This window comes from Pseudomonas putida (genome assembly GCF_028682175.1).
In the GTDB taxonomy this organism is placed as follows: domain Bacteria; phylum Pseudomonadota; class Gammaproteobacteria; order Pseudomonadales; family Pseudomonadaceae; genus Aquipseudomonas; species Aquipseudomonas putida_AD.
Window position 1 is genome coordinate 26,994 of the sequence record NZ_JANHKS010000033.1, and the last position, 13,592, is coordinate 40,585.

A 13,592-nucleotide genomic window follows, 5' to 3' on the forward strand; every position below is an offset into this window, starting at 1 on the left:
AAAGCAAGGGCAGTTCTGAACGTCAGTACGGTGTAACGGGCGGGCTGGATACCCGCTTCTGGTTGAGGGTCAGGCGGTTTTCTGTTGTTCGAGAAAGTCGATCAGGCTCGGCACGGTGCCTTCGATGTGCTCGCGCAGGATGCGCTCGGCTTGCTCGGCATCCCCTGCGCGCAGGGCATCGAGGATCACGGCGTGCTCATCACGGGCGCTCAGGGGCTTGTCGCCGTGTTCCAGCCACAGGCGCATGTGCGGCTCGATGACCGTGTACAGGGCGCTGATCTGGCGCATCAGGCGGCCGCGCTCGCTGAGGCTGCAGAGGTATTCATGGAATTCGCGGTGGCGGCTGACCCACTCGGAACTGTCGTCGCGGTAGGCGTCCATGTCGTCGAGCAGGCGTTCGAGGTGAGTCAGGTGGCGCTCGGTGATCTTCGGCACGGCGACGCGGATCGCCAGACCTTCCAGCGCACTGCGCATCTCGAAGACTTCGCGCATTTCGTCAATGTTCAAGCCGCTGACCACCGCACCGCGATTGGGCCGCAGCGTCACCAGCCCATCGGCGGCCAGGCGCCTGAACGCCTCGCGCACCGGCATGCGGCTCATGCCGATCTCGCCGGCGATTTCCTCGGCAATCAGGCGCTCGCCCATCTTGTAGGTGCCTTTGCAAATCGCATCGAGCAGGAAGGCATATGCCTCTTCTTCAGCGGTTACGGCCTGGCGGTCGGTGTAACGGGGCGCGAGTCGCATGTGTCACCTGTTTGTATTTTTGTATCCAATCATCCACGGATACGAAAAAGCAAAGTCAGTGCCAGCTTTGCAAAAGCACTTGCAAGGTGATGAAAGGGATGGGAATTTAGCGCAAACGCGAAAATCGGCAGCGCAAGCGATGTGCTACCAATCGGATCAGGCATGGGTACAGGCGCACAACCATGGAGCATGGGCGTGCGAGGGGGAACGACGTCCGGGCGTCAGGGGTGACGAATCACCGACTCGATGCGCTGCATCGCCGGCAACAGCGCCTCGGCGATTTCCTGGGCCTTGGGTGTCGGTTGCATCTTGCGGTCGCGGCGCAGGAACAAGGGGTCGCCGAAGAACTCGCGCAGGCGCACCAGAGAGCCACTAACCGCCGGTTGCGTCACTCGCAGATGCTGGGCCGCGCCACTGACGCTGCGCTCGCGAAACACCACCAGAAAGGTCAGCAACAGGTTCAGGTCAAGACTCAGCAGAATATCTTCATTCAGGGACATCAGGGCTCACCCCGCTCGGCTCGGTGACAAAACTGTTGAACTGGATATGGCTGATGGCGCCGCACGAAAGCAGCTCCATGAAACCGGCCAGCTCAGGATGGGAAAAGTGAGCCTGCATCTGCGCCTCGGACTGCCAGTAGCCGCTGACGATCCAGGAGGCGTCACAGGCCTTGCTGGCGGTCAGGGTGTAGGCAATGCACGGCGTGGTGCTGTTCAACACATCGAGCATGCGCGGCACACGGGCATCGACTTCACTGCGACGCCCGTGGGTGGCGTGTATTTCTACGGTGTTGATCGCCGATACAAGCATCATCCTCTCCTGCGATAAATGATGGGGCGATTCTGACGCGCCAGACGCCCCGGATAAACCACAGGTTTGGAGTTTCTGCGTTGCGGATTAAGCGACAATTAACCCATGGCTCAGATGGCCAGGCTGTCGACCACCCCGCCGTCGACTCGCAGCGCCGCGCCGGTGGTAGCAGAAGACAGCGGCGAAGCCAGATACGCCACCAGGTTCGCCACTTCATCGACCTCGGCGATGCGCTGGATGATCGACGAAGGTCGCGCGGTGCGTACGAAGTGGTTGGCTTCCTCCCGAGCGCTGCGGCCAGATTCGGCCATGGCGTCCTTGAGCATGTCCTCGACGCCGTCGGTGAAGGTCGGGCCCGGCAGGATCGCGTTGACCGTGACCCCGGTGCCCGCCAGACGCTTGGCCAGACCGTGGGAAACGGCCAGGTTGGCAGCCTTGGTGGTGCCGTAGTTGATCATGTTGGCCGGGATGGCCACGCCGGATTCGGACGATACGAAGATCACCCTGCCCCATTTCTGCTCGACCATGGCGCCCACGTAGTGGCGCGACAGGCGCACGCCGGAGATGACGTTGGTTTCGTAGAAACGGCTCCATTCGCTGTCGTCGGTTTCGAAGAAGTCTACTTCGTTGAAGATGCCCAGGTTGTTGACCAGAATGTCGGCGCGCGGATGGGCCTCGAACAGACGCTGGGCGCCCTCTGCGGTGCCCAGGTCAGCCACCAGGCCATGCAATTGTGCGTCTGGCACGTCGCGTTTGATCGAGGCGATGGCTTCATCCACCTTGCCCTGCCCACGGCCGGCAATCACCACCGAGGCCCCGCACTGTGCCAACGACTTGCCGATCGCCAGACCGATACCGGCTGTCGAACCGCTGACGATGGCGAGTTTTCCGTTCAGGTCGATTTTCATGCTGCATCTCCATCAAGGCTATCAAGGTGGGCGGCTGAAAACGGGCCCAATGGCCGCGTCAGCCGGTCGCCAGGGTGACGACAACGAAGCCAAGCGTAGATGCAAAAGCGCGAGACCGTCCAAGACATGTTTGGATGAAGTTGAGACGTTAGAGGTCTTACCCTCGATATCGCAGGTTTGAACACTGTAGGAGCGCGCTTGCCCGCGACAGCGTCCTCGAGATCGCTCCCGCGGGCAAGCCCGGCTGCTACGGGGTTGGGGTGAAACTGGCATCCGCGTTCACGCAGAACCGTAGCAGCACGGCTTGCCGGCGGGGGCGTTCGTGAGATCGCCGTCGCGGGCAAGCGCGCTGCTACGGGATTGGGGTGAAACTGGCATCCGCGTTCACCCAGAACCGTAGCAGCACGGCTTGCCGGCGGGAGCGTCCTTGAGATCGCCGTCGCGGGCAAGCGCGCTCCTACGGGATTGGGGTGAAACTGGCATCGGCATTCACGCAGAAGCGTAGCAGCACGGCTTGCCGGCGGGGGCGTACTTGAGATCGCCGTCGCGGGCAAGCCGTGCTCCTACGGGGGTGTTTACTTGTTGAACGCCGAGTAGCTGTTCATCAGGTTGCGGTAGTTCGGGATGCGCTGGGACAGCAGGTTCGCCAGGCCTTCCATGTCGTTGCGCCAGTCGCGCTGCAGCTCGCAGGCCACGGCGAACCAGTTCACCAGTTGTGCACCGGCTGCGGACATACGCGCCCACGCCGCCTTCTGCACCACGTCGTTGAAGGTGCCGGAAGCATCGGTCACCACGAACACATCAAAGCCTTCTTCCAGCGCGCACAGGGTCGGGAACGCCACGCAGACATCCGTCACCACACCAGCAATGATCAGCTGCTTGCGACCAGTCGCCTTGATCGCCTTGACGAAATCTTCGTTGTCCCAGGCGTTGATCTGGCCAGGACGGGCAATGTACGGCGCGTCCGGGAACATTTCTTTCAGCTCAGGCACCAGTGGGCCGTTGGGGCCGGATTCGAAGCTGGTGGTCAGGATGGTTGGCAACTTGAAGAACTTGGCGCAATCGGCCAAGGCCAACACGTTGTTCTTGAACTCGTTCGGCGAGAAGTCCTGCACCAGCGAGATCAGACCGGTTTGGTGGTCGACCAGCAGAACGACGGCATCGTTGATATCCAGACGCTTGTAAGGAACGGTCATGATTGACTCCATCAGTGGGGTTGCAGTGTATGCGATGCCAACAGACTGCGTCGGCGGGTGCCTCGCCAGGCAAGCCCGGCGAGGCGTTGAGACGCTTTAGAATGCGAAGCAGGAACAGCCGAAGGCGCCCCAGAAACCCTGGAAGTCGCTGACCGGGGCTTTCGACTGGCGGGCCTTGTCATGGCCATGGGCATGCACGGCGCACGGCCCGCTGCACTGGTGAACTGCACCGGCCAGCGGCGCGCCCTGACGCCAGTGACCCGGCACCATGGCCACCGGCGACCAGTCCGGCAGTACCGGCACGCTTGGCGGCGCCAGTTGGTCGAACTCGTTGGTGCCATAGACGACCTTGCCGTCCACGATGGTCAGCACCGACTCGATCCACTTGATCGACTCTTCCGGCACGCTGAAGAAGTCCTGGGACAGCGCGACCACGTCAGCCAGTTGACCGACCTTGATCTGGCCCTTCTTGCCCTGCTCGGAGGAGAACCAGGCGCTGCCACGGGTGAACAGCTCCAGTGCGGTCTCGCGGGACAGGCCTTCGGGGTACAGTTCCATGCCGCCCACGGTGCGGCCACTGACCATCCAGTACAGCGAAGTCCAGGGGTTGTAGCTGGAGACGCGAGTGGCGTCGGTGCCGGCACCCACCGGCACGCCTTCGGCCAGCATGCGCTTGATCGGCGGCGTATGTTCAGCCGCGTTCTTGCCGTAGCGATCGACGAAGTATTCGCCCTGGAACGCCATGCGGTCCTGAATCGCGATACCGCCACCCAAGGCCTTCACTCGCTCGATGTTTTTCGGCGTGATGGTTTCGCAATGGTCGAAGAACCACGGAATGCCGTTGAACGGAATGTCGCGGTTGACCTTCTCGAACACGTCCAGCATGCGCGAGATCGACTCGTCATAGGTGGCGTGCAGACGGAACGGCCAGCGGTGTTCGACCAGGTGCCGCACCACCGGCTCAAGATCCTGCTCCATGCCGGCTGGCAGGTCGGGACGCGGTTCGAGGAAGTCTTCGAAGTCGGCCGCCGAGAAGGTCAGCATCTCGCCCGCGCCGTTGTGACGCAGGAAGTCATCGCCCTGGTGCAGCTTGACGGTGCTGGTCCAATGCTTGAAGTCCGCCAGCTCTTCCTTGGGCTTCTGGGTGAACAGGTTGTAGGCGATACGCACGGTCAGCTGCTTGGCCTCGGCCAACTGGGTGATGACTTCGTAGTCGTCCGGGTAGTTCTGGAAACCGCCGCCAGCGTCGATGGCGCTCGTCAGGCCCAGGCGGTTCAACTCGCGCATGAACTGGCGCGTCGAGTTGACCTGGTATTCCAGCGGCAGTTTCGGGCCCTTGGCCAAGGTCGAGTACAGGATCATCGCGTTCGGGCGCGCCACCAGCATGCCGGTCGGCTCGCCATTGCTGTCGCGCACAATCTCGCCGCCCGGCGGGTTTGGCGTATCGCGGGTGTAGCCGACCACGCGCAGCGCGGCGCGGTTGAGCAATGCACGGTCGTAGAGGTGCAGCACGAACACCGGGGTGTCAGGCGCGGCCTGGTTCAGCTCTTCGATGGTCGGCAGGCGCTTTTCAGCGAACTGGAATTCGTTCCAGCCGCCCACCACGCGCACCCATTGCGGGGTCGGCGTGCGATCGGCCTGGGCCTTGAGCATGCGCAGGCCGTCGGCCAGCGAAGGTACGCCTTCCCAGCGCAGCTCCAGGTTGTAGTTCAGGCCACCGCGGATCAGGTGCAGGTGCGAGTCGTTCAGACCCGGGATCACCGTGCGCTTGTGCATGTCGATGACCTGGGTGGCGCTGCTGCGCATGCCCATGATTTCGGCGTCGGTGCCCACGGCCACGAACTTGCCGCCGGCGATGGCAACGGCGCTGGCCTTGGGTTGTTCCTGGTCAACCGTATGAAAGTTTCCGTTGAATAGAATCAGATCGACGTTCATAGGAGTTCCTTGGGCAGAAGATTTGGAAGCACCGACGGCAAAGCCGGTGACAGGCATTGAGGTGAGAATCGCGGCGGCCGCACCGAGCAACGAGCCCTTGGCAACGAAGCTGCGGCGCTCGCTGCTGCCTGGGGCGTCATCGTCGTGCTTATCCTTCATGATCGGCTCCGGGCGCGGGCTTGGGCGCTGCGTTGAGCCAGGACGCGAACAGTTTGGTAGCCTGGGGCATCAGCAGGTAGACGACCAGCAACACAATGGTGATGGTGACCAGCGCGGTGCTGATGATGTAGTTGCCCAGCAGCGGGAAAGCGCGGAACACCGGGCCCCAGAGCAGCGGGATCAACAGAGTCAGCGGGCAGATCACGAAAAAGGTCACCACCGACTGTTTCCAGCGTGGCGGCGGTGGCGTGTCGCTGGCCGGCACGAACCAGAATTCGTTGTGCGGGTTGACCTCGGTCAGGTCGCCATCGGCCAGCATCGGTGCGGCCTCGGCCACCAGTTCCCGGCGCTGTGCCGAGTCCAGCCAGCTCTGCATGGCGTCCGTCGAACAGAAGCGCAGCACGCAGGTGAACATGTGCAGGCCATCGGCCTTGCCACGAATGACATCGACGCCCAGATGCCCGGGATACGAGGCGGCAATGGCCACGATGCGGCGCAACCAGGCCTCGTATTGTGCCTCCTGCCCTTGCTTGACCCGGTGCTTGATCACCAGCGTGACGATCTCGTCAGGGGACAGTTTCGAGGTCGCGGCGACGTCGGCGGACATGGCGGATTCAGGCATAGCGAAGCGCTCCGGAGAAACGATGGCCGAGCGCCAGGCGGCCAGGCCCGGCGATCAGCACACTGGTGAAAATGATGATGAGCAACCAACCGAACTGCCCCTGCTCAACGCTCCAGTCGCCGTGCACCACTACGAGGGCCACCAACAGCAGGAAGAGAATAGGCAGGCACGCCAGACGCGCCAGTACGCCGGTCAGAATCAGCAGCGGGCACAGGACCTCGGCGAAGATCGCCATGCCCAGGGTCAGGGTGGCGCCCATGTGGAACGGGTCTTCGATCAGTTGCAGTTGGGCGTTGAAGTCCAGCAGCTTGGGCAGCCCATGGACGAACAGCAGAAACAGCGCCCCACTGGCCCGCAGGAACAACAGCCCCAGGTCCAGTGAACGGTCGTTGAAGGTTGAATAGCTCATCGCATACCCATGAATTCATGAACGGCTCGTCAACGGCGCAAAACACCCTCGGCGAGCATTGAAGTCATAGTGATGGGCACAGGGTTAGCGGTATTGAACGGACGTGCTGCGATTGGACGGTTTGTGCGTGGCGGGATTGATGCGAAATGTTACGGAGCGAGTCAGTTGCTCTCCTGAATCTGCCCCTTGCGCTCCATGATCATCTGCTGGCCGCTCTGCTGGCGCTGCTGTTGCAGGGCATCGCTACTGCCGTTGTTCGCCGGGGCGATGGTGTTGCTGCCGTTGCTGTTTGTCGCGTTGGTGCCGTTGGCGTTGGTGCCGTTTGTTCCGGTGGCGTTGGTGTTGCTGCTGTTGCTGCCATTGGTGTTCGCAGCGTTGGTGCCATTGGCGTTGGTACCGTTGGTGCCGGTTGCGTTGGTGTTACTGCTGTTGCTGCGGTTGGTGTTCGCAGCGTTGGTGCCATTGGTGTTGGTGCCGTTGGTCCCGGTTGCGTTGGTGTTGCCGCTGTTGCTGCCATTGGTGTTCGCTGCATTGGTGCCGTTGGCGTTGGTGCCATTGGTGCCAGTCGCGTTAGTACCCGAGCCCGTTGCTGCACCGCCTGCCGATCCGCCGCCCGTTGCCCCGCCTGCTCCGCCTGCACCGAACCCGGATGCGGCGATCATCAGCGCGGGTGCGTCAGCGGTTTGTGCCAGGACCACGGCAGGTGCCAGCGTAACGGCGGTAAACAGCAGAGGGATCAAGGCTTTGCGTGAGCGGATCATCATGGTGTCTCCAGCAAGAACGCGAGGGGTCTGTGGGTTGGAGGACGGGCGACCAACAGCGTTCGATCTTTTGCATCACGCGCCGATTGAACGGTGCATATGGGTGGTGTGCCAGATCGGGTCATCTTCGATGTCGTCGATGGCAAAGCCCTGGCGCTGCCAGAAGCTGATCGCTCCCGGCAGGAAAGGATGGGTGTGCAGGTACAGCACTTCGACGCCCTGCTCCACTGCGACAGCTTTCAAGGCGTCGAACAGACGAGCGGCCAGGCCCATGCGCCTGAAATCGGGGGCGATGAACAGACGTACCACCTCCACCGTCTTGTGCCCTGAGTAATCCAGTTGCGGGAAACGCCCGTCGTACGGCAGATAGCCGATGACGCCGACCAGTTGACCCGCATGGCGAGCGATGAGAAACCGGCCAGCCTCCGGGGCCAGATAGACGTCGTCAAAGCGCTGCAGATCATCGGGCATCACATCCGGGTCGAGCATCGGAAACATCCCGGCCCGCGCGCCCATGACAAAGGTCAGGATGTCAGGGATATCGCAGGATCGGGCCAGGGAAATCAAAGGGGGCATGCGTCAGGCCAAGGCAAAAACACCGATCGTAGCAGTCCGGCTCGCCGGCGTGGCGATCTTGAGGCCGCAACGCCGGCAAGCCGGACTGCTACGAGTGCGTGTGGCATCGGCTTGTAGGAGCGCGCTTGCCCGCGATGGCGGTGTGTCATGCGACATCAAGGTGTCTGGCCTGACGCTTTCGCGGGCAAGCGCGCTCCTACGGGATCGGGGTGGACACACCACCTGAGAACAACCCAAGTTCCGTAGCAGCACGGCTTGCCGGCGGGGGCGGTCTCGAGATCGCCCCCGCGGCCAAGGCCGGCTGCTACGGGACGGGGTTTGGTCAATACCTGGGCTTGACCGCTCTCCAGTCCGGCTTGTACTTCTGCATCTGCCTGACGTCGTCGCGCGAGCGGATTCCGCAGGTCAGGTACTGGTCGTTGAGCTTGCCCAACTGGTCGTAGTCCAGCTCCAGCCCCAGGCCCGGATCGCGGGTGATCTTCACGCAGCCGTCGACGATGGGCAGCTTGCCGCCCTTGATGACCTCCTCGTCCGGCTCCTGCCACGGGTAGTGGGTGTCGCAGGCATAGTCCAGGTTCGGCACCGCGGCGGCCACGTGGGCCATGGCCATGAGGCTGATGCCCAGATGCGAGTTCGAATGCATCGACACCCCAAGCCCGAAGGTTTCGCACATCTTCGCCAGCGCCTGGGTGTCCCGCAGACCGCCCCAGTAATGGTGGTCGGCGAGGACGATCTGGACGCTGTTCTGCGCGACACTGCGGCGGAACTCGTCGAAATCGGTCACGACCATGTTGGTGGCCAGCGCAAGCCCTGTGCGCTTGTGCAACTCGGCCATGCCATCGAGCCCCGGCGTCGGGTCCTCGTAATACTGCAAGTCGTCGCCCAGCAGCTCTGCCATACGGATCGAGGTTTCCAGCGACCAGTTACCGTTGGGGTCGATGCGCAACGGATAGCCAGGAAACGCCTTCTTCAGAGCCTTGATGCACGAGACCTCATGCTCGGGCTCCAGCGCCCCGGCCTTGAGCTTGATGCTCTTGAAACCATAAGCCTCGATCATCCGCCGCGCCTGGGCGACGATCTGCTCTTCGCTCAAGGCCTCGCCCCAGCTGTCTGGCGCGTAGGGCGGGCCGGCATGGGTGGCGTACTTGAAGAACAGGTAGGCGCTGAACGGCACCTGGTCGCGCACCGCGCCACCGAGCAGGTCCACCAGCGGCAGGTTCATGGAGCGCGCCTGCAAATCGAGAAAGGCGACCTCGAACGCCGAATAGGCATTGCTCACCGCTTTGCTGGCATGGGAACCGGGCGCCAGTTCTGCCCCAGCGATACTGGCCGGTTTGTGGGCCGCAACAGTGGCCTTGACCACCGCCTTGAGCTGCGCAAGGTTGAACGGATCCATACCGATCAGTTGGCTCTGCACCTGCTGCTGGATCGCCAGCGCCGGGGCATCGCCGTAGCTTTCGCCCAGGCCGATATAACCGTTGTCGCTTTCCACCTCGATGATCGAGCGCAGCGCGTAGGGCTCGTGGATGCCGCTGGCATTGAGCAACGGCGGATCACGAAAGGCAATCGGGGTGACGGTAACACGCGTGATTTTCAAATGACTTCTCCCGGTCAATCAGGGTTTGAGGCTTGAAGAGGGGTTGAGCGTCGCAGGGGCAGCCAGCGTGGCGCCGATGTCGCCCGGCAGGTGCCGGTCAGCGCGGGGCGTGGTGCGGGCAAAGAAGATCACCACCGCCGCCAGCAAGGACGTGGCCGCGAGGCCGTACAACCCGCCAGTGATGGAACCTGTGGTCTGTTCCAGAAAGCCGAAGGTGGCGGGCGCGACGAACCCGCCCAGGTTGCCGATGGAATTGATGAGGGCGATCACTGCCGCGGCGATGCGCGCATCCAGATAGCCCTGGGGAATCGGCCAGAATAACGCCGAGGCCGCCTTGAAGCCGATGGCCGCGAAACAGATGGCAACGAAAGCGAACACCGGCCCGCCAGTGGTGGACATGAACATCCCGCCCGCCGCGATGACCAGGGTCAGCGACACCCAGGCCTGCTGGTGCTTGAAGCGTGCGGCCAGCGCCGCGAAGCCGTACATGGCGAGGATGGAGATGATCCATGGAATGGAGTTGAACAGCCCGACCTGGAAGTCGCTCATGCTGCCCATTTTCTTGATCATGCTGGGCAGCCAGAAGGTCGCGCCGTAGATGGTCAAGGCCACCGAGAAATAGATGAAGCAGAACAGCAGGATCTGCCGGTCAGCCAGCAGCCGGAAGATCGACGGCTTGACCACCTGCGTCGCTTCGCGGGCCTTTTGCTCGGCGTCGATGGCTGCGATCAGTGCGCCCTTCTCCGCTTCCGTGAGCCACTTGGCCTCGCGGGGATGGGACTGCAGCCAGAACCAGACGAAACCGCACAGGGCAATCGAGGCAAAGCCTTCGATCAGGAACATCCATTGCCAGCCGTGCAGGCTCAGCCCACTGATGCCCAGCAACGCGCCGGACACGGGCCCGGAGATCACCGAGGCCACGGCCGAGCCGCTGAGGAAGATCGCCATGGCCTTGCCGCGCTCACTGGCCGGCAACCACTGGGTGAAGTAATAGATGATGCCGGGAAAGAACCCCGCCTCGGCCGCGCCCAGCACGAAGCGCAGGATGTAGAAGCTGGTTTCGCCTTTCACGAACGCCATGGCCATCGCCGCCGCGCCCCAGGTAAACATGATGCGGGTCAGCCAGGCGCGGGCGCCGAAGCGTTGCAACAGCATGTTCGACGGCACCTCGAACAGCGCGTAACCGACGAAGAACAAGCCGGCACCCAGCCCGTAGGCCGCCGCGCCGATGCCCAGGTCGGTTTCCATGTGGCTGCGCACGAAGCCGATATTGACCCGGTCGATGTAGTTGACGATGAACATGACCACGAACAGCGGCAACACGTGCCGCTTGACCTTCGCGGCAGCGCTGGCCAGAGCCGGGACGTCCAGGGACGATGAGGGATTGTTCAAAAGCGCGACTCCCGTTCATTGTTTTTTTAGGGATGAGTTTTTGCAGATGAGCCGATGATGGACGCCGATATTGTTCCCGTCTAATCTAGATTGACTGCTGATTGATACCCGGAATATATCAATGTTCGAACTGGCCCAACTGCGCTGCTTCACCACGGTGGCCACGGAACTGAACTTCCGCCGCGCCGCCGAGCGCCTGAACATGACCCAGCCGCCCTTGAGCCGGCAGATCCAGTTGCTGGAGCATCATCTGGGGGTCGAGTTGTTCACCCGCAGCACCCGCAGCGTGGCGTTGACCGCTGCCGGCCGGGCGTTCTTCATCGAGGCGCAGAACCTGCTGGATCGTGCGCAACAGGCGGCACTGGCGGCCAAGCGCATTGCTCAGGGCGATATCGGTTCGGTGAACATCAGTTTCGTCGGCAGCGCGGTGTATGAGTTTCTACCCAAGGTGATCGCCGAGGCGCGGCTCAATCAGCCCCACGTGAAAATTTCCCTGAGCGAGATGAACACCGCCTCGCAGCACGAAGCCTTGCGCGCCCGCCGCGTAGACCTTGGCATCGTCCGCGCTCCGCTGCTGCAGTCCGGTTATGAAACCGAGCTGTTGGTGCGCGAGCCTTTTGTGCTGGCGGTGCCGAGCACGCATCCGTTGGCGCATGCCTCGAATCTGCGGGTCGAAGACCTGCATCAGCAGCCCTTCCTGATGTACTCGCACTCAGCCTACCCGCCGTTCAACGAACTGCTGACCGGCATGTTCCGCTCGGCGCAGGTGGCGCCGGAGTACGTGCAATGGCTGGGCTCGTCCCTGACGATTCTGGCGCTGGTCAACGCGGCCATGGGCCTGGCGCTGGTGCCCCGCTGCGCGACCAATGTGGTGTTCAAGAACGTGGTGTTTCGCGAACTGGATCTGGGCGAAGGGGTGCAGAGCGAGCTGCACCTGGTGTGGCGTGCGGACAACGACAACCCGGCGTGCATGATGCTGCTCCAGGGAATCCGGGCGGCGGTCAAGGCCGAGGCGCGTCTGCAAAACGCCGCTGTAAATCCCCCACCGGCCTCGCTATGATCGGCCCATGACGCCCTCGATGCCGATTCGCTCACCCTGCCCGCCCGGCGCCTGCATTTGCGAGCGCGAACGGCTGCTGGAAACCGCAGGCACAGACCTGCGCATCCTCTGCCTGACCCGCCAGGAAGAAAAACGCCTGCTTGAACGCCTGGAAAACATCGCAAGCCTGACCGACCTCGAACACATGCAAAAGCGCATGTACGAGCAACTGGGCATCCGCCTGTCCATCGCCCCGGGTTTCAATGAAGTGCGCAGCATGCGCGGCATCGCCATCGACATCGCTGAACTGCCCGGCATGTGCCGCAAGACCCGCCAGGCCATCCCTGCCGCCATCCGCAGAGGGCTGGAGAAACGACCGGAAATCGCCTGGAGCCTGCTCAATGCTCATGACTTGTTGCGGGATGCGTAAGCTGTAGCAGCGCGGCTTGCCGGCGGGGCGGTGTGTCAGTTGCACAATCTGTCACTGACACACCGCTCCCGCGGGCAAGCCCGGCTGCTACGACGATTGGCGTTGTCGGGAAGGTATTGGCTATTTCTCCCAATCCGCCTTGGCGATCGCCAATCCGTGCAAGCCGTTGTACTCGGCACGCTTGGGCTGTTCCCAACCTTGCAGCAACGCCGGATCGAGGTCGTAGATTTCAACGCCCAGCGGCCTGCACACCGTCAACGGGTCCTGCGCCTCAGGCCCCCACATCGGCAGCGACAGGTCCCCGCCCGGACAGGTGGACAGCGCGCACAGCAGGTCGATTTCGGCGAAGAACTCCAGGTAGTCGCCCTTCTGGGCCGGGCAGGCTTTCATGAAGTACAGGTCGTCGTGATTCAGGCCTGTGCATTGAAAGATGTTGAGCACGTCATGCACGTCGAACTCGGTCAGCCCATGGGGCAGCACGGCGCGGGTGAGGTTGGAGTGGCAGTGGTGATGAAAATCCTCGCCGGTGAGCATCTTGTTAACGTAGGGATCGCAGCGTGTGCCGAGCAGGTCGTGCAGGCGCCCGCCGTGTTCGTCGACGCCGTAACTGGCCAGGCTGTCGTCGGTGATGGTCACCATGGGGCGCAGGAATGGCAGGTTCGACCACAGCCGGTCATGGGTGGTGACGTGGGCGCCTTGCAGCTGCCGGGTGCGCGCTGCCCACATGCGCTCGCGCGGGTCGTTGGCGTTCCATACGTTGAAGTCGCCGACCTGGGGGCCTACCGGGGTGGTTACACGAAACACCTGACCGGCCTTGACCTTCCACGCACGACCGGTGCGGATCGGCACTTCGAAGTGCTCCACCAGGGTGCGGCTGTCCTGATTGTCGCGGATCCGGTCGTAGAACGCTGTGTCGATCTGTAACGCTGCACCTTTACTGACCTGATACGCGGCGGGGTAGTCTTTGTACATGCGGCTCTCCTGAGGGTCCGGGCTGTTTCAGCGATTCGGTTG

Annotated in this window: 15 protein-coding genes; 2 read left to right on the top strand and 13 right to left on the bottom strand. The window is 62.7% G+C overall.

The features are described from left to right. Positions 1-69: 69 nt before the first annotated feature. From NPS29_RS20450 to NPS29_RS20505, 12 genes are all read right to left on the bottom strand, one after another. A complete protein-coding gene (locus NPS29_RS20450; RefSeq protein ID WP_274134669.1) occupies positions 70-744 on the bottom strand; it encodes a GntR family transcriptional regulator in 675 nt (224 codons plus the stop codon). Between the two features lie 221 nt (positions 745-965). Further along, positions 966-1,244 carry a helix-turn-helix domain-containing protein gene (locus NPS29_RS20455; RefSeq protein ID WP_274134670.1) on the bottom strand — a complete coding sequence of 93 codons (279 nt, stop codon included), beginning with the start codon at positions 1,242-1,244 and terminating at the stop codon, positions 966-968. Continuing rightward, the gene (locus NPS29_RS20460; RefSeq protein ID WP_274134671.1) at positions 1,231-1,554 is read right to left on the bottom strand and encodes a putative quinol monooxygenase; all 324 of its coding nucleotides are present in this window, start codon (positions 1,552-1,554) and stop codon (positions 1,231-1,233) included. Before NPS29_RS20460 ends, NPS29_RS20455 begins: the two co-directional genes overlap by 14 nt. A 110-nt stretch (positions 1,555-1,664) precedes the next feature. Beyond that, positions 1,665-2,462, bottom strand: a complete 798-nt coding sequence (locus tag NPS29_RS20465; RefSeq protein WP_274134672.1) for an SDR family NAD(P)-dependent oxidoreductase — start codon at positions 2,460-2,462, stop codon at positions 1,665-1,667. Positions 2,463-3,037: 575 nt separating this feature from the next. Then, positions 3,038-3,658, bottom strand: a complete 621-nt coding sequence (gene ycaC / locus NPS29_RS20470) for an isochorismate family cysteine hydrolase YcaC (RefSeq protein WP_274134673.1) — start codon at positions 3,656-3,658, stop codon at positions 3,038-3,040. 96 nt (positions 3,659-3,754) lie between these two features. Continuing rightward, positions 3,755-5,593 (bottom strand): amidohydrolase, encoded by a 1,839-nt coding sequence (locus NPS29_RS20475; protein ID WP_274134716.1) that lies wholly within the window; start codon positions 5,591-5,593, stop codon positions 3,755-3,757. A 148-nt stretch (positions 5,594-5,741) separates the two neighbouring features. After that, positions 5,742-6,374 (bottom strand): antibiotic biosynthesis monooxygenase, encoded by a 633-nt coding sequence (locus NPS29_RS20480; RefSeq protein ID WP_274134674.1) that lies wholly within the window; start codon positions 6,372-6,374, stop codon positions 5,742-5,744. Continuing rightward, positions 6,367-6,783, bottom strand: a complete 417-nt coding sequence (locus NPS29_RS20485; RefSeq protein WP_274134675.1) for a DoxX family protein — start codon at positions 6,781-6,783, stop codon at positions 6,367-6,369. The genes NPS29_RS20480 and NPS29_RS20485 overlap by 8 nt, the downstream gene beginning before the upstream one ends. Positions 6,784-6,944: 161 nt before the next feature. Further along, complete coding sequence (locus tag NPS29_RS20490) at positions 6,945-7,547, bottom strand: hypothetical protein (RefSeq protein ID WP_274134676.1); 603 nt, start codon at positions 7,545-7,547, stop codon at positions 6,945-6,947. Positions 7,548-7,619: 72 nt separating this feature from the next. Next, on the bottom strand, positions 7,620-8,120 hold the full coding sequence (locus tag NPS29_RS20495) for a GNAT family N-acetyltransferase (RefSeq protein ID WP_274134677.1): 501 nt from the start codon (positions 8,118-8,120) through the stop codon (positions 7,620-7,622). A 322-nt stretch (positions 8,121-8,442) separates the two neighbouring features. Continuing rightward, positions 8,443-9,717, bottom strand: coding sequence for a glucarate dehydratase family protein (locus NPS29_RS20500; RefSeq protein ID WP_274134678.1), 1,275 nt, complete (start codon positions 9,715-9,717; stop codon positions 8,443-8,445). Positions 9,718-9,735: 18 nt separating this feature from the next. Further along, the gene (locus tag NPS29_RS20505) at positions 9,736-11,019 is read right to left on the bottom strand and encodes an MFS transporter (RefSeq protein WP_274134718.1); all 1,284 of its coding nucleotides are present in this window, start codon (positions 11,017-11,019) and stop codon (positions 9,736-9,738) included. A 211-nt stretch (positions 11,020-11,230) separates the two neighbouring features. Here NPS29_RS20505 and NPS29_RS20510 point away from each other — a divergent pair, with 211 nt between their 5' ends. Together NPS29_RS20510 and NPS29_RS20515 are read left to right on the top strand one after the other, a co-directional pair. Continuing rightward, the gene (locus tag NPS29_RS20510) at positions 11,231-12,169 is read left to right on the top strand and encodes a LysR family transcriptional regulator (protein WP_274134679.1); all 939 of its coding nucleotides are present in this window, start codon (positions 11,231-11,233) and stop codon (positions 12,167-12,169) included. Between the two features lie 7 nt (positions 12,170-12,176). After that, positions 12,177-12,578, top strand: a complete 402-nt coding sequence (locus NPS29_RS20515; protein ID WP_274134680.1) for a hypothetical protein — start codon at positions 12,177-12,179, stop codon at positions 12,576-12,578. A gap of 120 nt (positions 12,579-12,698) precedes the next feature. Here NPS29_RS20515 and NPS29_RS20520 read toward each other — a convergent pair whose 3' ends face one another. Then, positions 12,699-13,550, bottom strand: a complete 852-nt coding sequence (locus NPS29_RS20520; RefSeq protein WP_274134681.1) for an urea carboxylase-associated family protein — start codon at positions 13,548-13,550, stop codon at positions 12,699-12,701. Between the last annotated feature and the right edge of the window lie 42 nt (positions 13,551-13,592).